The 18,330-nt window shown below is 47.2% G+C and carries 15 protein-coding genes and 1 riboswitch; of the genes, 11 read left to right on the top strand and 4 right to left on the bottom strand.

The window, feature by feature from the left end:
- The first annotated feature begins 28 nt into the window (after positions 1-28).
- The 10 genes from FDF36_RS04035 (at position 29) to FDF36_RS04080 (ending at position 14,338) form a co-directional block, all read left to right on the top strand.
- Entirely contained in the window at positions 29-2,173 is a 2,145-nt protein-coding gene (locus tag FDF36_RS04035) for a TonB-dependent receptor (RefSeq protein WP_220390425.1), read from the top strand.
- Between the two features lie 237 nt (positions 2,174-2,410).
- Positions 2,411-6,643 (top strand): cobaltochelatase subunit CobN, encoded by a 4,233-nt coding sequence (locus FDF36_RS04040; RefSeq protein ID WP_220390426.1) that lies wholly within the window; start codon positions 2,411-2,413, stop codon positions 6,641-6,643.
- A gap of 8 nt (positions 6,644-6,651) precedes the next feature.
- Positions 6,652-7,335, top strand: coding sequence for a hypothetical protein (locus FDF36_RS04045; protein WP_005788365.1), 684 nt, complete (start codon positions 6,652-6,654; stop codon positions 7,333-7,335).
- 44 nt (positions 7,336-7,379) lie between these two features.
- Entirely contained in the window at positions 7,380-7,982 is a 603-nt protein-coding gene (locus tag FDF36_RS04050; protein ID WP_005788367.1) for a MotA/TolQ/ExbB proton channel family protein, read from the top strand.
- Positions 7,979-8,305: a DUF2149 domain-containing protein gene (locus FDF36_RS04055; RefSeq protein WP_005778408.1), complete on the top strand. Its 327-nt coding sequence runs from the start codon at positions 7,979-7,981 to the stop codon at positions 8,303-8,305. The genes FDF36_RS04050 and FDF36_RS04055 overlap by 4 nt, the downstream gene beginning before the upstream one ends.
- 172 nt (positions 8,306-8,477) lie before the next feature.
- Positions 8,478-8,700: riboswitch (cobalamin riboswitch) on the top strand.
- 65 nt (positions 8,701-8,765) lie between these two features.
- Entirely contained in the window at positions 8,766-11,285 is a 2,520-nt protein-coding gene (locus tag FDF36_RS04060; protein ID WP_220390427.1) for a ribonucleoside-diphosphate reductase subunit alpha, read from the top strand.
- A 25-nt stretch (positions 11,286-11,310) separates the two neighbouring features.
- Positions 11,311-12,360 carry a ribonucleotide-diphosphate reductase subunit beta gene (locus tag FDF36_RS04065; RefSeq protein ID WP_005788370.1) on the top strand — a complete coding sequence of 350 codons (1,050 nt, stop codon included), beginning with the start codon at positions 11,311-11,313 and terminating at the stop codon, positions 12,358-12,360.
- Between the two features lie 425 nt (positions 12,361-12,785).
- Complete coding sequence (locus FDF36_RS04070; RefSeq protein WP_005788372.1) at positions 12,786-13,034, top strand: hypothetical protein; 249 nt, start codon at positions 12,786-12,788, stop codon at positions 13,032-13,034.
- 9 nt (positions 13,035-13,043) lie between these two features.
- Complete coding sequence (locus FDF36_RS04075) at positions 13,044-13,817, top strand: threonine/serine exporter family protein (protein ID WP_005788374.1); 774 nt, start codon at positions 13,044-13,046, stop codon at positions 13,815-13,817.
- Positions 13,814-14,338: a threonine/serine exporter family protein gene (locus tag FDF36_RS04080; protein ID WP_220390428.1), complete on the top strand. Its 525-nt coding sequence runs from the start codon at positions 13,814-13,816 to the stop codon at positions 14,336-14,338. The genes FDF36_RS04075 and FDF36_RS04080 overlap by 4 nt, the downstream gene beginning before the upstream one ends.
- A gap of 77 nt (positions 14,339-14,415) precedes the next feature.
- Here the strand turns inward: FDF36_RS04080 and FDF36_RS04085 are convergent, their stop codons facing one another.
- On the bottom strand, positions 14,416-15,084 hold the full coding sequence (locus tag FDF36_RS04085) for a bifunctional 4-hydroxy-2-oxoglutarate aldolase/2-dehydro-3-deoxy-phosphogluconate aldolase (protein ID WP_220390429.1): 669 nt from the start codon (positions 15,082-15,084) through the stop codon (positions 14,416-14,418).
- A 46-nt stretch (positions 15,085-15,130) separates the two neighbouring features.
- Positions 15,131-16,156 (bottom strand): sugar kinase, encoded by a 1,026-nt coding sequence (locus FDF36_RS04090; protein WP_220390430.1) that lies wholly within the window; start codon positions 16,154-16,156, stop codon positions 15,131-15,133.
- A gap of 257 nt (positions 16,157-16,413) precedes the next feature.
- Here FDF36_RS04090 and FDF36_RS04095 point away from each other — a divergent pair, with 257 nt between their 5' ends.
- The gene (locus FDF36_RS04095; RefSeq protein ID WP_220390431.1) at positions 16,414-17,487 is read left to right on the top strand and encodes a LacI family DNA-binding transcriptional regulator; all 1,074 of its coding nucleotides are present in this window, start codon (positions 16,414-16,416) and stop codon (positions 17,485-17,487) included.
- On the opposite strand, the gene FDF36_RS04100 is transcribed toward FDF36_RS04095, so the two are convergent.
- Positions 17,463-17,912, bottom strand: coding sequence for a GNAT family N-acetyltransferase (locus FDF36_RS04100; protein ID WP_220390432.1), 450 nt, complete (start codon positions 17,910-17,912; stop codon positions 17,463-17,465). The genes FDF36_RS04095 and FDF36_RS04100 overlap by 25 nt on opposite strands.
- The gene (locus FDF36_RS04105; protein ID WP_220390433.1) at positions 17,909-18,262 is read right to left on the bottom strand and encodes a winged helix-turn-helix transcriptional regulator; all 354 of its coding nucleotides are present in this window, start codon (positions 18,260-18,262) and stop codon (positions 17,909-17,911) included. Before FDF36_RS04105 ends, FDF36_RS04100 begins: the two co-directional genes overlap by 4 nt.
- Positions 18,263-18,330: the final 68 nt, after the last annotated feature.

Here is an 18,330-nt window from a genome sequence, read left to right on the forward strand (position 1 = left end):
GCTTTGATAAAGACAAATAAAAATAAATATGCAAAGACTACTAAAATCGGCATATTGCTTCTTCGCAGCCCTCTTGTTGACGACAGCAGCTGCCGCACAACATAAAATATCCGGCAGGGTGATCGATACCACCCAGGAACCTCTGGTGGGTGCCACCATCACCCTGAAAGAAAAACCGTCTGTCGGTACCACCACCGATACGGAAGGACGCTACACCCTGACACTGCCGGACCAGAAAGAATATACCGTACAGGTCTCTTTTGTGGGATATGTGACCGCTACAAAAAAAACAACAGCTGCCCGTCAAGGTCGTCTCGATTTCATTCTGAAAGAAGATCAGATGAATCTGAGTACCGTAGTTATCACCGGAACACGTACTCCGAAACTACTGAAAGACGCTCCGATCATCACCCGGGTAATCACAGCCGACGATCTGAAGAAAGTGGACGCAACCCATATCGGACAATTGCTTCAGGTAGAGCTACCGGGTATCGAGTTCTCTTATTCAATGGATCAGCAGGTAAAGCTCAACATGCAGGGATTTGGCGGTAATGCCGTCCTCTTTCTGGTAGATGGGGAACGTCTGGCCGGAGAAACACTGGATAACATAGACTACAACCGCCTCAACCTGGACAATGTAGAACGAGTGGAGATAGTGAAAGGCGCGGCCTCTACGCTGTATGGTTCAAGTGCCATCGGGGGGGTAATCAATATCATTACCAAAGCTTCGGACGATCCGTGGAATCTGAACCTCAATACTCGTTTCGGAGTACATAATGATCAGCGGCATGGGGGTACGGTAGGATTCAATGCCGGCAAGTTCTACAGCCAGACCAACGTACAATATACCAACATAGACTCTTATAACGTAAAACAAGGAGATTATACGACCATCAACGGCAATAAAACCTGGAACGTGAAGGAACGCCTGATGTTCACCCCGAACGAGCAATTGCGACTGACGGCACGTGCTGGCTATTATTTCCGTGAACGGGATGCCTCCTCGGAAACCAAGAACCGTTATCGCGGATTCAGTGGCGGGCTGAAAGGAAACTACGACTTCAACACGAAAAGTAACCTGGAACTGGCCTACACATTCGACCAGTACGACAAAAGTGACTATCTGGTATCGTATAAGAATGATATCCGCGACTACAGTAATGTGCAACACAGTGTACGCGCGCTTTACAATTATACGTTCAACGATAAGAACACGCTCACCGTCGGAGGAGACTATCTACGAGATTATCTGATGTCGTATCAGTTCAAAGAAAACGCCGATTATACCATGCATTCCGCCGATGCTTTCGGACAGTTCGACTGGAATCCCACGGAACACTTCAACGTGATTGCCGGATTGAGGTTCGACTACTTCTCCGAATCGAACGTGCGCCATTTCTCACCGCATCTGGGATTGATGTACAAGATAGGAAACTGCTCGCTGAGGGGCTCTTATGCGCAAGGGTTCCGTTCGCCCACCTTGAAAGAGATGCACATGAACTTCTACATGGCAAACACCATGATGATTTATGGTAACCCGGATCTGGAGCCGGAAACCAGTCACAACTTCTCGCTCTCCGGAGAATATACCAAAAACCGTTATAATTTTACGCTGACAGGATATTATAACCTGGTGCACAATCGCATCGAGTACACCTCTTTCAGAGATACCGACGGAATGATCGCACAAAAATATATCAATACCCCACAGGTAGACATTGCCGGAATCGATGCCAATGCCTCTGCCAAATATCCTTGCGGTATAGGTGCACGTATCTCGTATACGTACATCCACGAGTTCATGCGTGACGGACAGACCAAACTCAGCTCTACCCGCCCCCATTCGGCCACGGTACGGTTGGAGTATGGCAAGATATGGGATCATTATGACTTCAATCTGTCACTCGACGGACGGGCCTTGTCACAGGTGAAAACCAATCAATATACTTCCAATGACCCGAATGCGGGAACGGAAAAGGTAACTTATCCGGGATATACCATGTGGAACCTGACGCTCACACAAAGAGTATGGAAGGGGATCAATGTGAATATGGCCGTCAACAACCTGTTCAACTACCGACCTGACTATTATTATGCCAATTCACCCTATACGACGGGAACCAACTTCTCCGTAGGGCTGTCGCTGGACATTGACCAAATGTTCAGAAAATAGCGGACAAGGACGACAACGGTCGCATCAGTGTTGGGCAGTGACCGCATCAGTGTTGGGCAGTGACCGTATCAGTGTTGGGCAGTGACCGCATCAGTATAGGACAGTGACAACGCCCGCACGTAAACACTGATAACCAAGTAATTACAAAAGGTCTTAAAACCACTCAAAAAAGCGGACAAACAAAGTCTGCGTCCATGATAAATAAGAACGAAATAAACCAAAGAACAAAAAAACAATATGAAAAAGAAACAAATCATCACCACTTGTTGTGTGGCTGCGGCAATACTCGTCGGGGTATTCGTCTGGCAAGCCTACTTCAGTGCCACGAAGATTGCCTTTGTCAATTTCCAGACCATCAACCTGGGAAATATTTCGAAGGCGAACGACAATTCATTTGTCAAACTAAGGGAGGTCTCTACCGATCACCTGGACGAACTGACGGGCTATGATATAGTGTTCGTCAACGGTATGGGATTGCGCATCGTCGAAGAACAACGCCAACAGATACAACGGGCGGCCGACAAAGGTATACCGGTGTACACCTCCATGGCTACCAATCCCGCAAACAATATCTGCAACCTCGATTCGGTACAGATGAGTCAAATACGTCAATACCTGACTAATGCGGGAAAAGTAAATTACCGGAATCTGCTTTCGTATGTCCGCAAAGAGATTGATGGTAAGCTGATCTCCGCCCCCGTACCGGAAGCACCGGTAGAAAAGCCGACCGACATTCTTTACCATGCCGGAGTGAAGAACCCGGATGATGAAATGGAATTTCTCAACGTAACCGATTATGAAAAGTTCCTTCGTGAAAACGGACTCTATCATGAAGGTGCCCGCAAGGTTGTGATCACCGGGCAGATGGCGGATGCCACAGGACTAATTCAGGCACTCGAAAAAGCCGGACACAATGTATATCCGATCTCTTCTTTCACCCGTTTCGTGGAGTTCGTCCGTGAAATACGACCGGACGCTGTTATCAATATGGCACACGGACGCATGGGAGACGATATGGTGGAATATCTGAAAGAACGCAATATCCCTCTCTTTGCACCACTCACAGTCAACAGCCTGGTAGAAGAGTGGGAAAACGATCCGATGGGTATGTCGGGAGGATTTCTTTCGCAAAGCGTAGTGACACCGGAAATTGACGGTGCCATCCGTCCGTTCGCCCTCTTTGCCCAATACAAGGACGATGAAGGACTGCAACACTCTTTCGCCGTTCCGGAACGGTTGGAGACATTTGTCAACACAGTGAACAATTATCTCACCTTGAAAACAAAACCCAACAGCGAAAAGCATATAGCCATCGTCTACTACAAAGGCCCCGGACAAAATGCCCTCACAGCAAGCGGAATGGAAGTAGGCCCGTCACTCTACAACCTGCTGCTGAGAATGAAGAAAGAAGGCTACCGGATAGAAAACCTTCCGGAGAGCGCCAAAGAGCTGGAAAAGATGATCCAGGCACAGGGAGCCGTATTCGGAATGTATGCAGAAGGCGCATTTGATGAATTCATGAAAACAGGGAATCCCGAACTGGTGACTAAAGAACAATACGAGAACTGGGTAAAAGCATCGCTACGCCCCGGAAAATATGCTGAAGTGGTAGCCGCTAACGGTGAATTCCCCGGCCAATACATGACTACGCCGGACGGACGCCTGGGCATCGCACGATTGCAGTTTGGCAATGTGGTACTGATGCCGCAGATGGCAGCCGGTAGCGGAGACAACGCCTTCCAAGTGGTGCATGGAACCAACGCCGCACCTCCCCACACTTATATCGCTTCGTATCTTTGGTTGCAGCATGGTTTTAAGGCAGACGCAATGATCCACTTCGGTACGCACGGAAGCCTTGAGTTCACTCCACGAAAACAGGTAGCGTTGTGTAGCGATGACTGGCCCGACCGCCTTGTAGGAGCTCTTCCACACCTTTATATATATTCTATCGGCAACGTGGGGGAAGGCATGATAGCCAAACGACGTTCGTATGCTACCTTGCAATCTTACCTTACACCTCCTTTCCTCGAAAGCAGTGTACGGGGCATCTACCGTGACCTGATGGAGAAAATCAAGATTTACAATAACACCACAGGAGCGAAAGAAAAGCAGTCGCTTGCCGTAAAAGCACTCACCGTGAAACTGGGCATCCATCGTGAACTGGGGCTGGACAGCTTGCCGAACCGCCCATACAGCGAGGACGAAGTGGCACGTGTAGAGAACTTCGCCGAAGAACTGGCCACGGAAAAAATCACCGGGCAGCTTTATACCATGGGGATTCCCTATGAACCGGAGCGTATCACCTCTTCCGTACTTGCCATGACAACCGAACCGATCGCTTACAGCCTCTTGTCACTCGACAAACAACGTGGCAAAGCAACAGCCGATGTAGAAAAGCATCGCTCTCTCTTCACCCAACGCTATCTGAATCCGGCCCGTGCCTTAGTAGAGAAACTGATAGCCAACCCTGCTTTGGCAACAGACGAACTGATCTGCCGCACTGCCGGTGTCAGTCCCGAAGAACTGGCAAAAGCACGAGAAATAGAAGCCTCACGCAATGCTCCGAAAGGAATGATGGCGATGATGATGGCTGCCGCCGCCAAAAACAAGGCCGGGGATAAAACCGGCAAAACAGCCGATAAGATGCCGGAAGCCATGAAGAAGAAAATGAAAGCCCAAATGAATACCTCAAAGGGAGATAAGCCGGAAGCGGATAAAGCCAAAGGCATGTCGGACATGATGGCCGCCATGGGGAAAAAAACGGCTCAAAAGGAATACAGCAAAGAAGAAATCAACTTTGCCCTTGCACTGACGGAGGTGGAACGCACCATCCGCAACGTAGGCAACTACCAAACGGAACTGGCTGCCAGCCCCGAGAAAGAGCTTGCCAGCCTTGTCAATGCCCTCAATGGAGGATACACCGCACCTTCACCGGGTGGTGATCCGATTGCCAATCCCAACACCCTACCCACAGGACGCAACATGTATGCCATCAACGCAGAAGCCACTCCGTCAGAATCGGCCTGGGAGAAAGGAGTCGCGCTTGCCAAGCAAACCATCGAAACTTACCAACGCCGCCATAATGACAGTATCCCGCGTAAGGTCAGTTACACGCTCTGGTCCGGCGAGTTTATTGAAACGGGAGGAGCTACCATCGCACAAGTATTGTATATGCTCGGTGTAGAGCCGGTTCGTGATGCATTCGGACGTGTCAGCGATCTGAAGCTGATTCCTTCTGCCGAATTAGGCCGCCCGCGCATCGACGTAGTAGTACAGACATCGGGGCAACTACGCGACATTGCGGCCTCCCGCCTTTTTCTGATCAATCGTGCGGTAGAGATGGCCGCGGCCGCCAAAGACGACAAATATGAAAATCTGGTAGCGGCAAGCGTGGTAGAAGCCGAAAAGACACTGACCGAGAAAGGGGTAAGTCCGAAAGATGCCCGTGAAATGGCTGCATTCCGTGTGTTCGGCGGTGCCAACGGAATGTATGGTACGGGCATTCAGGAGATGGTTGAATCCGGTGACCGCTGGGAAGATGAATCAGAGATAGCCGCCACCTATCTTAATAACATGGGGGCTTACTATGGCAGTGAAAAGAACTGGGAAGCCTTCCGGAAATATGCCTTCGAAGCCGCACTGACCCGCACGGACGTAGTGGTTCAGCCTCGTCAAAGCAATACATGGGGCGCGTTGAGCCTCGATCATGTCTACGAGTTTATGGGAGGTATGAACCTGGCCGTACGCAACGTGACCGGCAAAGATCCCGATGCTTACCTGAGCGATTATCGCAACCGTAATCACATGCGCATGCAAGAAGTCAAAGAGGCTGTCGGTGTAGAAAGCCGTACCACCATCCTCAACCCCGCTTACATCAAAGAGAAGATGAAAGGCGGCTCTTCCTCTGCTGCCGAATTTGCCGAGACAGTCACCAATACATATGGCTGGAACGTAATGAAACCTGCCGCCATCGACAAAGAGCTTTGGGACAACATTTACAATGTATACGTAAAAGACGAATACAACCTGAACGTGAAAGAATTTTTCGAAACACAAAGTCCCGCAGCGCTTGAAGAAATGACTGCCATCATGCTCGAAAGTGCCCGTAAAGGTTTGTGGAAAGCAAGTGCCGAACAGGTTGCCGAACTGGCAAAACTGCATACGGAGACGGTAAATAAATATCGTCCGTCGTGCTCGGGCTTTGTATGCGACAACGCCAAACTGCGCGAATACATCGCGTCCAAGTCAGACGCTCCGACTGCCGCACAGTACAAAGAAAATATCTCTAAAATACGCGAAGCGAAAGTTTCGGGCGATGCCAAAGGAATGGTGATGAAGAAAGAAGAGATAAACCGGACACCGGAAGAGCAAAAGACAACCCTGAGCAACATTGCCGTGGGTGCAGCCGTTGTAGTGGTAATACTGGCACTCGTACTCTTTGTCCGTAAACGTCGTAAAACATCAGAATAATCAGAAGTATGGATACAGTCGTACTTGTATTAATGCTGTTAATAGCATTCAACTTTCTGCTGAAACAGACTTTCTGGAAAACGGTTGCAGTCGGCATCATAGCCACTGTTGCCGCCCTGTTTGCAGGACTGATGTGGCCGTATGCCATCGAGCAATCGAAAACACAGATTGCCGACTGGCTGGGTAACACAGCCCTGATGCTGGACACTTCCGTTTTGCTGACCATCGAAGTCAGCCTCCAGATGGCCTATGCCATGCTGGCGGTACATGTTGCCAGTGCCTATCCGGTAAAACCGCGTACACTGCTCACCTACCGCTTCCTGAGATGGTTTCCGGGACTGCTCATCTTTCCGGTACTATTCAGCGGGCTGGTCTATCTTATCTTTGCCTTCCCGGGGACACCATTCACCACCGTGGCATGGATGTATGCCGCTTGCGTGCTGATAGCCATTCCCGTAGGACGTTGGTTACTGCTTTACCTCCTTCCGGAGAAGGAGTTGCGGCTGGAACTCTTCTTCCTCACTAACGCATTGGTGGCCATTCTGGGAATTGTCGCTACCGTAAACGGACGGACCTCCGTAGCCGGAGTCAGTGAAGTAAATTGGGGAGCACTGGCCGGCGTCGGTGGAATAACCATCATCGGCAGTGCCATCGGACTCGTTTGGCGAAGGGTGAAGAAAAGAATCAATTAATCACAAAAATAATAAGTAAATCAACTCATTAAAACAGATCAACAATGAATATTATATCAGACATTTTATATTGGATTTCTACAGGACTACTCGTTCCTGACATCGTATTGCTTATCGTATTATTCGGCCGTGCACTTCTGCTGGTCGGCAGTTTCTACGGACAATATCTCTCGATACGCAAAACCGAGGCACTACTCCGTAACGAACTGAATGCACTCACTCCTGCCACCGTTATGGAACTGGCAGACAAGCTTCCGGAAAAATCATCATCATTAGTCATATCGTACATACGCCAGGTGCTCCAGGCACATGAAAGCCCGGCACAGATACAGAGACTGCTTGCCAACTTTGAGATAGCCGCCGATAAAGATCTGGCTATCTCTAAAACTCTGACAAAGCTCGGACCTATCCTCGGTTTGATGGGTACGCTTATCCCGATGGGACCTGCCCTTGCCGGACTGGCAAGCGGCGACATTGCTTCAATGGCCTATAACATGCAGATTGCTTTTGCCACGACCGTTGTCGGACTGGTAGCAGGCGCCGTAGGTTTCTTGACCCAGCAGGTGAAACAACGCTGGTATCTTCAGGACATGACCAACCTGGAATTCCTTTCTGAATTGTTGAACGAAAAACGTGCGGCCCGATGAAACGAAACCTACTCAGAAAAGAAGAAGATGCTGACCCGATCAGTGTTGTATCGAACCTATTCGATGTAGCCATGGTTTTTGCCGTAGCCCTGATGGTAGCTCTTGTCAGCCGCTACAACATGACCGAAGTTTTCTCTCAGGAAGACTACACGATGGTGAAAAATCCGGGAAAAGAGAACATGGAAATTATTACCAAAGAGGGACAGAAAATCAACCGTTATACTCCTTCGGAAGACCAGCAGAAAAGCGGTAAAAAAGGAAAGAAAGTAGGTATCGCCTATGAACTCGATAATGGGGAAATCATCTACGTTCCGGAAGAATAACAAAGAATAGATTATCCTTAAAATGCAGACAAACGCATCTTTCATCCGCCCATCCGGCAACGAAAGATGTATTTGTCTGCATCTCTTTTACAAGTCAACAATACACCCGCTCTTTTATGAATAGTTGTTGTTTTTTAAAACACACTCTCTGCACAACCATTCCAAATTCTATTATCTTTGCTCCCTGATCGGTTCCGAATAGTCATTCCTCTATCCGGATTAAAAGGGAATCGGGTGTAAATCCCGGACAGTCCCGCTGCTGTGAAGCTCCGTCTGAATTTCCGATAACAACTGTTGCCACTGGGATACCTTTTTGTACAATAGATAAGGAGTCACCGGGAAGGCATCGGAAACAAGGAGTCAGTCAGAAGACCTGCCGTTTATCAAAGGCTGTTTCCACTCGTGGGATTAGGGAAACGGTACGAAAAGATTCTATAAATATTTAGTTAGAACATAACTCATGGAAATAACCAAGAGGAACGGAACGACGGAACCCTATGACAGGGAGAAAATTGCCGTCGCCATACGAAAAAGTTTTGCCAGTACAGGGCAGGAAGTAAGTAACGAAATCATCTATTCGGTGGTAGAAGAGGTGGAGAATTTTGTCGGGAAAGATACCGCAAACCGTAGTGTCGAACAGATACAGGACAAAGTGGAGCAAAGTCTGATGGAACACGGCTTTTATGCCGAGGCCAAAAATTACATACTCTACCGCTGGCAACGGACTGAACGCAGAAAAGCACTCAACAGCATAATAAATGAATTGGGCGACGGAACTGTGATGGATGTCCTGAAAGAGATTCAGAAAGACTTCACCACCCACGAATACAGTCTTGTTGTGCTCTATGAAAAATTTTCAGGGTTTTGCAAACAAGAAATGCCACATTCCGAACGTTTGGCAGCATTGATTAAGGCTGCCGTGGAACTAACCACTCAGGAAGCACCTGACTGGGAGTTTATCGCGGCCCGTCTACTCAACTTCCAACTATCGAAGAAACTGGAAAAGCAGGCGGCATCGGCAGGCATCCGTTCGTTTTACGACAAACTGCGCTATCTGACGGAAGAAGGACTATACGGTAGTTACATACTGGCGGCCTACTCGCAACAGGAGATCGAAGAAGCAGCCGGATTTATCTGCCCTGACAGAGACAAACTATTTAATTATTCCGGACTGGATCTGCTTGTCAAACGCTACTTGATCCGTACCCGACTCCATGAACCGGCAGAGTCCGTACAAGAGATGTATCTGGGTATCGCCCTCCATCTGGCTATGCCCGAACAGAAAGAACGGATGACTTGGGTGAAAAAATTCTACGACTTACTAAGTCGTTTGGAGGTGACAATGGCCACTCCTACCCTCTCGAATGCCCGGAAACCTTATCATCAACTTTCAAGTTGTTTCATCGATACGGTACCCGACAGTTTAGAAGGTATCTACCGCAGTATCAATAACTTTGCCATGGTAAGCAAATTTGGTGGCGGCATGGGAATGTACTTTGGCAAAGTACGTGCGGCAGGAGGAAATATACGGGGTTTTAAAGGTGTAGCAGGAGGAGTAATTCGATGGATGAAGCTTGTGAACGATACAGCTGTAGCTGTTGATCAGTTGGGTATGCGTCAAGGTGCCGTCGCTGTCTATCTGGATGTATGGCACAAAGACCTACCGGAATTCTTACAATTGCGGACCAACAACGGAGATGACCGGATGAAAGCTCACGATATTTTTCCTTCGGTATGTTATCCGGACCTGTTTTGGAAAATGGCTAAGGAAGACCTTAACCAACCATGGTACTTATTCTGTCCTAACGAGATTATGACAATCAAAGGGTATTGCCTGGAAGATTATTACGGAGAAGAATGGGAAAAAAGATACCATGACTGTGTAAACGATACCCGGCTTTCCAAAAGAAGTATAAGCATTAAAGACATTGTCAAATTGGTGTTGCGGTCGGCAGTCGAAACAGGTACTCCCTTCACCTTCAACCGTGACACAGTGAACCGGACCAACCCCAATGCTCACCGGGGCATCATTTACTGTTCGAATCTTTGTACGGAAATAGCACAAAACATGGCAGCTATCGAAACGGTGTCCACCGAGATACGTACGGAAGAGGGTGACACAGTAGTGGTGAAGACGGTACGGCCTGGCGACTTTGTAGTTTGCAATCTTGCCAGCCTCTCGCTGGGGCATCTCCCATTGGAGGACGAAGAACAGATAAAGGAGAAAGTAAGCACCGTAGTGCGTGCTCTCGACAATGTTATCGACCTGAATTTCTATCCACTCCCTTTTGCGCAAATCACCAACCAGCGCTACCGCAGTATCGGACTGGGAGTAAGCGGTTATCATCACGCACTTGCCATACGCAATATCCGCTGGGAAAGCGAAGAACATCTCCGGTTTGTGGACCGAGTATTCGGACAGATTAATTATGCAGCCATCGAAGCCAGTGCCGACCTGGCAAAAGAAAAAGGACGTTATGAATACTTCGAAGGAAGCGACTGGCAAACGGGAGCATACTTCGGCAAACGGGGATATACTTCCCCCGAATGGAATCGGCTGGCAGCCAAAGTAGCGGAAAACGGTATGCGAAACGCCTATCTTCTCGCTATCGCACCGACCAGCAGTACCAGTATCATCGCGGGAACCACTGCCGGTACCGATCCTGTAATGAAACGTTTCTTCCTTGAAGAGAAAAAAGGAGCCATGCTGCCACGTGTGGCACCGGCACTGTCAGACAAAACCTTCTGGTTATATAAAGATGCCTATACACTCGACCAAAAATGGAGTATCCGTGCGGCAGGCACCCGCCAGTTGCACATCGACCAGTCTCAAAGCCTGAACCTGTATATCACCAATGAATTTACCATGCGACAAGTACTCGATCTTTACTTACTGGCATGGGAATGCGGAGTAAAAACGGTATATTACGTTCGCAGTAAATCATTGGAAGTGGAAGAATGCGAAAGCTGTGCATCTTAAATAAACGAATAAACAAGAAAACGATATGGAAACAAAAAAATTAAAGAAAAATGCCCTCTTCAATCCCGAAGGTGATACAGAAACCCGTCTCAGAAAGATGATCGGAGGCAATACAACCAATCTGAATGATTTCAATAACATGCGATACAAATGGGTAAGCGACTGGTATCGTCAGGCCATGAATAACTTCTGGATACCTGAAGAAATCAATCTGACACAAGATACCAAAGACTATCCCCACCTGACCCCGGCCGAACGAACGGCGTATGATAAAATTCTGAGCTTCCTCGTCTTCCTGGATTCTTTGCAGAGTAACAATCTCCCGACACTCAGCGAATACATCACGGCAAACGAAGTCAACCTCTGCCTGCATATTCAAGCATTCCAGGAGTGTGTACACAGCCAGAGCTACAGCTATATGCTCGACTCCATCTGTAGTCCGGAGGAACGCAATGATATTCTGTATCAATGGAAAACAGACGAACATCTGCTAAGGAGAAATACGTTTATCGGCAATTGCTACAATGAATTCCAGGAAAATCGTGACGGATTTGCCTTGATGAAGACCCTAATTGCCAATTACATCCTTGAAGGTATTTACTTCTACAGCGGTTTTATGTTTTTCTACAATCTGAGCCGCAATGGAAAGATGTCCGGATCAGCTCAGGAAATCCGTTACATCAACCGGGATGAAAACACCCATCTCTGGCTATTTCGCAACATCATTCTGGAATTGAAGAAGGAAGAACCGGAACTGTTTACGCCTGACAAGGTGAAAGTGTATGAAGAGATGATGCGTGAAGGAGTGAAACAGGAAATCGCATGGGGACAATATGTGATAGGCGACCAAATCCAAGGCCTCAACCGGCAGATGATCTCTGACTATATCCACTTTCTGGGTAATCTCCGTTGGAGTAGCCTGGGTTACACTCCTCTGTACGAAGACAACCGGAAGGAACCGGAAAGCATGCATTGGGTATCGCAATATTCAAACGCCAACATGGTAAAGACAGACTTCTTCGAAGCAAAAAGTACGGCGTATGCCAAAAGCACTGCGCTGGAAGATGATTTATAAACAATCTACGTTTCCGGGCAATCAACGATAAACAATGGATCATTCATGTGAATCAGTTCTTGAGAGACCTATGCGGTATGAAATTCAATTACTGATTCACATTATCAATGAATACCCAAACGATGGAATACATATGACCACATTAAAAAAATATTCATCAGTAATGATTCCTCGTCCATCATAAATCATTCAAATCCTTTCTTCATTCAAAAAACTTTTGACCCCTGATTTTTTTAATTACCTTTGTACCCCGAAAAGACGCAGTTCAAGGGTGTGTCATTATTCACACATCCTCTTCCCCCACTCAAAACCTGAACCGAAATCGAAACACTGTACTGACACATTAACCACATTTCCTCCCATACGCCGGAAATGCGGAAAAGCAACATGTATGTATCACACAGATTTAAGAAAAAGTAAAAAAAATGTTAGTAACCAACACCATGGAAGCTACAGCTTCCACTACCGACAGTTGCCAGGTCAGTGAACCTGTAACGGCAACCCAGGAAACTCCCAGGACCATCGCCACTTACACCGCCACAACACCGGCCATGCACCGGAAATCATTTAAAGAGCAAGAACCGGCTATTTTTTCCATTATCGGATTCGCCGTTGCCTATATTGCTGCCCTGATTATCAACCGCATCATCAAGACGAGAAAAACTCACCATTAACCCAACCTTATGGACATCCACCAAGAACTAAAAGAACTATCTAAATTCCTGTCTGAATATTCGACCAGTCTGATGGCCGTAGGTGTACAGACATCACGAATCGTACGAAATACATCACGAATCGCTGAATCTTTCGGCTTCTTCTGTGACATGACAATCTTTCAGAAAACCATCATCATGACATTACGCGATGCCGACAATTCGCATTCATACAGTACGGTAAACAAGATCAAGCCCATGGGACTGAACTTCGCCATTAATTCAGCACTCAGCACGCTGAGTTGGGAAGCATATGACGAACATTTGTCTCTCAGCGAGCTCCAACGTCGCTATCACGAAATTGTCAGCAAACCACGTGAAAGTAAATGGCTTGTACTGATTCTGGTTGCCTTTGCCAACGCATCTTTCTGCCGCCTGTTCCAAGGTGACTTTATTTCCATGGGAATCGTATTTGTAGCCACCTTGGCCGGATTCTTTGTCCGTACCGAACTGATGGGACGTCACTGGAATCATCTGGCAATATTCATCATTTCGTCGTTCATTGCTTCCATGATCGGTAGTACGGGCTATCTGATGCACTGGGGTGACACTCCGGATATGGCTTTAGGTACCAGCGTACTTTATCTGATTCCGGGTGTACCGCTAATCAATGCCATCATGGACATCATCGACGGACATGTATTGGCCGGAACTTCGAGATTTATTAACGCCTGTCTGCTTATCATCTGTATAGCGATCGGCCTTTCAATGACCCTTTTAATCACCGGAATCAGCACCTTATGATAAATATAGATTTTATAACAGCCACCGTACTCGACGGTGCATTCGCTGCCGTAGCCGCTATCGGATTTGCCATTATATCGAATCCACCGCGAAAAGCCATATTGATCTCTGCCTTCCTGGCGGCTGTAGGTCACGGATTACGTTACTTTCTGATGCATGCACATCTGTTTACGATGGACATTGCTACAGCTTCATTCTTTGCAGCTGTTTCCATCGGTTTATTAGCCATCCCTTTTGCCAAAGCGATTCACTGCCCGGCAGAGGTTTTCTCGTTTCCGTCTCTCCTGCCCATGATTCCGGGAATGTTTGCTTATAAAAGTATCCTTGCACTGACAAAGTTCATGCAGACTAAAGATGAAACCGATTCACTGCGATACCTGGTAGATTTTTGCCACAATGGCAGTACCACCATCTTCGTGCTATTTGCCTTGGTTGTAGGGGCAGCCGTACCAGTATTCATCTTCCATCGCCAATCATTCACAGCTACACGTTTACTGAAAAAGTTCGTAAAAAAAGGATGACGGCGTTCATGTTATAAATAAATATCCAAAATGGCGAATAAGGATCTGTTTTACAACATCCCTATTCGCCATTTTAATTACTTTCTTGCCTCGGCAATGTATTCTAAAGCTTCGGTACATTTCTTGGTAACATATCCCCAATCTTCGGCTGCTACCTTATCTTTCGGAAATAATTTAGATCCCATACCGACACAGAATGCACCCGCTCCAAACCATCCTGTCAGGTTCTCCCGGGTAGGCTCTACCCCACCGGTCACCATTAATTTGGACCAAGGCATCGGAGCCATCAAGCCTTTCACAAAATTTGGTCCGTACACATCTCCGGGAAATATCTTACAAAGATCACAACCGGCTTCCTGTGCAAAGCCCACTTCCGAAACCGAGCCACACCCTGGTGTATAAGCGATCAGTCGGCGATTGCATATCTTAGCAATCTCCGGATTGAACAAGGGACCTACCACAAAGTCAGCCCCCGATTGTATGTACAGAGTCGCAGTAGCCGGATCAACCACTGATCCGACTCCCATAGCCATCTCCGGGCATTCACGGACAGCAAATTTTACGAGCCCGGCAAATACTTCCTGGGCAAAGTCCCCCCGGTTGGTAAACTCAAAAGCACGAACCCCACCTTCATAACAAGCTTTTACCACTTTCTTCGCTATTTCCACATCTTCGTGGTAAAATACGGGAACCATACCTGTCGAACCTATTTTGTTCAAGACAGCTATTTTATCAAATTTAGCCATAAGAATATATACGATTTAAAGATTGACAACCCACTATCATCCACGATTATCTTTGTACACGTCCGCTCGCATCTCCTCCAGCAAGCGCTTCGACCTCCGCCACAGAAACAAGATTGAAGTCACCATTAATGGTATGCTTCAATGCCGATGCTGCTACTGCAAACTCGAGAGCCTCACCCTGGGTTCGCTTTGTAAGCAGACCGTGTATGATACCGCCGGAGAAAGAATCCCCCCCTCCCACACGATCAATAATCGGATCGATATCGTAATGTCTGGAAACATAGAATTCCTCACCATTATAAATCATGGCTTTCCAACCATTATGTGACGCAGAGAAAGATTCGCGCAACGTCGAGATCACATAGCTGAACCCAAACTCTTCCATCATCTGCCGAAAAATTCCCTTATAGCCCTCTGCATCTGTATGTCCGCCTTCCACATCTGCATCAGGTTTAAATCCCAGACAGAGTTCCGCATCCTCCTCGTTACCAATACATACGTCTACATACTTCATCAAAGGTTTCATGATGGACTGCGCCTTCTCCTTCGTCCATAATTTTTTACGGAAGTTCAGGTCGACCGACACCGTCACTCCATGACGCTTGGCAGCCTCACAAGCAAGCCGAGTCAATTCGGCTGCTTTGTCTGAGATGGCAGGAGTAATACCAGACCAATGAAACCAGTCGGCACCCTCCATGATCTTGTCAAAATCAAAGTCCGTTGCAACGACCTCGGCGATGGCAGAATGGGCACGATCATAAATCACTTTACTGGGGCGCATAGCTGCACCGGTTTCCAAATAATAGATTCCTACACGTTCGCCTCCCCGGGCAATATAATCTGTCCTTACACCGTATTTACGGAGTGCATTTACTGCCGACTGCCCGATTTCATGTTCAGGCAGCTTAGTTATAAAATAAGCGTCGTGACCATAATTAGCGCAGCTCACTGCCACGTTAGCCTCCCCGCCACCATATACCACATCAAAAGTGTCCGACTGGACAAAGCGTGTATTTCCCGGAGGAGACAACCGAAGCATGATTTCGCCTAATGTAACGACTTTCTTTCCCATAATTTAATATTTTAATGAAACGAACAATTTAGATTATTCAGTTATAATTTATCGTTGCCTTTCCGTTTTTTCCAATAACAAATTGGTTATAGGAATGATGGCAAACTCATAAAACAGACACCGAAAAATGTTTCGTGTGCGAGCACAAAGATACATAATTTTTCAGGATTACAAAAATTGTTATATATTTGTATCCATAAAAATAGAATTATTAATATGTCCGAGCACTAAACCTCACATAAATATAAGATGAACGCATGAATAAATTGCCAGAAAGAATCAGAATTAAAGATATTGCCCATTTGGCAAATGTATCTGTAGGAACTGTAGACCGTGTGCTCCACGGACGTAGCGGAGTATCAGAAGCAAGCCGGAAACGGGTGGAAGAAATCCTGAAACAACTGGACTACCAGCCCAATATGTATGCCAGTGCATTGGCTTCCAACAAAAAATATACTTTCGCCTGCCTGTTACCCAAGCATTTGGAAGGTGAATACTGGACAGATGTACAGAAAGGTATCCGTGAAGCAGTTAGCACATATTCCGATTTTAATATCTCAGTGGACATCACCCACTACGATCCCTACGATTACAATTCGTTTGCAGCAACCAGCCGGGCTGTCATTGAAGAACGACCGGACGGAGTGATGTTTGCTCCTACCATACCGCAATACACAAAAGAATTCACCGATGCACTGAACGAGTTGGGTATACCTTATATATATATCGATTCGCAAATAAAAGATGTCCCCCCCCTCGCCTTCTTCGGTCAAAACTCCCACCAAAGCGGATACTTTGCGGCACGTATGCTGATGCTGCTTGCCGGAAACGACCGGGAGATCGTGATTTTCCGTAAGATACACGAAGGAGTGATCGGATCGAACCAGCAGGAAAACCGTGAAATCGGTTTCCGCCAATATATGCGGGAGCATCATCCCGACTGCAACATCCTTGAACTCGACCTGCATGCCGACCCGAATATTGAAGACAACCGTATGCTGGACGACTTCTTCAGCGAACATCCGGAAGTGAAGAACGGGATCACGTTCAATTCAAAAGTATACATTATCGGTGAATACTTGAAAATGCGTCGGAAAAACGATATCAACCTGATCGGTTACGACCTGCTCGAACGGAATGTGGCTTGCCTGAAGGATGGCACCGTCTCTTTCCTGATTGCCCAGCAACCGGAGTTGCAAGGATTCAACAGTATCAGGACTCTATGTGACCACCTGATATTCAAAAAGGAGGTGACATGCACTAACTACATGCCAATTGATCTTCTGACCAAAGAAAACATCGACTATTATAACTTTTCCCTCTTCAGATAAACCATATCCCGGAGCAGAATTCCATCTTCATAGATGGGATGATCATAATGGTCGGTAAAGAAATTCTTAATACGGTGGGAAGGGACAAATCCGCAAGATTGATAGAACGAAAGTGAATGCGGAGTATCGCCCGTCCCTACAAACATAACCGAGCATCTGTCCGAATAGTGACGGAATAGGAATTCAACCAGATATCTGCCGTAGCCCTTGCGCTGGCTCTCCGGATAAGTCGCGATATTCTTCAGTTCGTAAATACCTTCCCCCTCGTTGGTCACCACACAAGCCGCTCTGAGCTCTCCCCTGTCGTACAAGGTAAACATCTCTCCACGTTCCAGATAGCGATCCACCATATCCTCCTGTTCGTCCGCCAGCAGAAGCAAATCGAGGAAACGCTTCTTGTCAGAAAACACTTGCTCTACCTTCATTTCCTTTCTCCTTCCCTGTTTTCAAGAATCACTGTCATGTGGTCCAGTGCCCAGCCTACCAACGCCTCTACATGCGGAATCAAACTGCGTCCTGTCTCCGTCAGACAATACTCAACTCGTGGCGGTACCTCCGCATACACCTTTCGTTGTACCAGTCCATCGGTTTCCAGTGTTCGAAGCGTGACAGTCAGCATCCGTTGCGAAATGTCATCAATCGTTTTATGAATGTCACTGAAGCGCATCGTTCCGTTTGCATTCAGTGTCACCAGTACCAGCATCGACCACTTGTCGCCCAGCCGGCACAACACGTCCCTGATAGGACATGTCCCTGTAGGATGAAATTTTTTCATTTTTTTATCTTTTCTGTTCCATTGAATTCCAGCAATAGTTATCTCTGTGCAAATTCCTTATTCTGAGG

The organism is Bacteroides fragilis (genome assembly GCF_019583405.1).
GTDB lineage: Bacteria > Bacteroidota > Bacteroidia > Bacteroidales > Bacteroidaceae > Bacteroides > Bacteroides fragilis_B.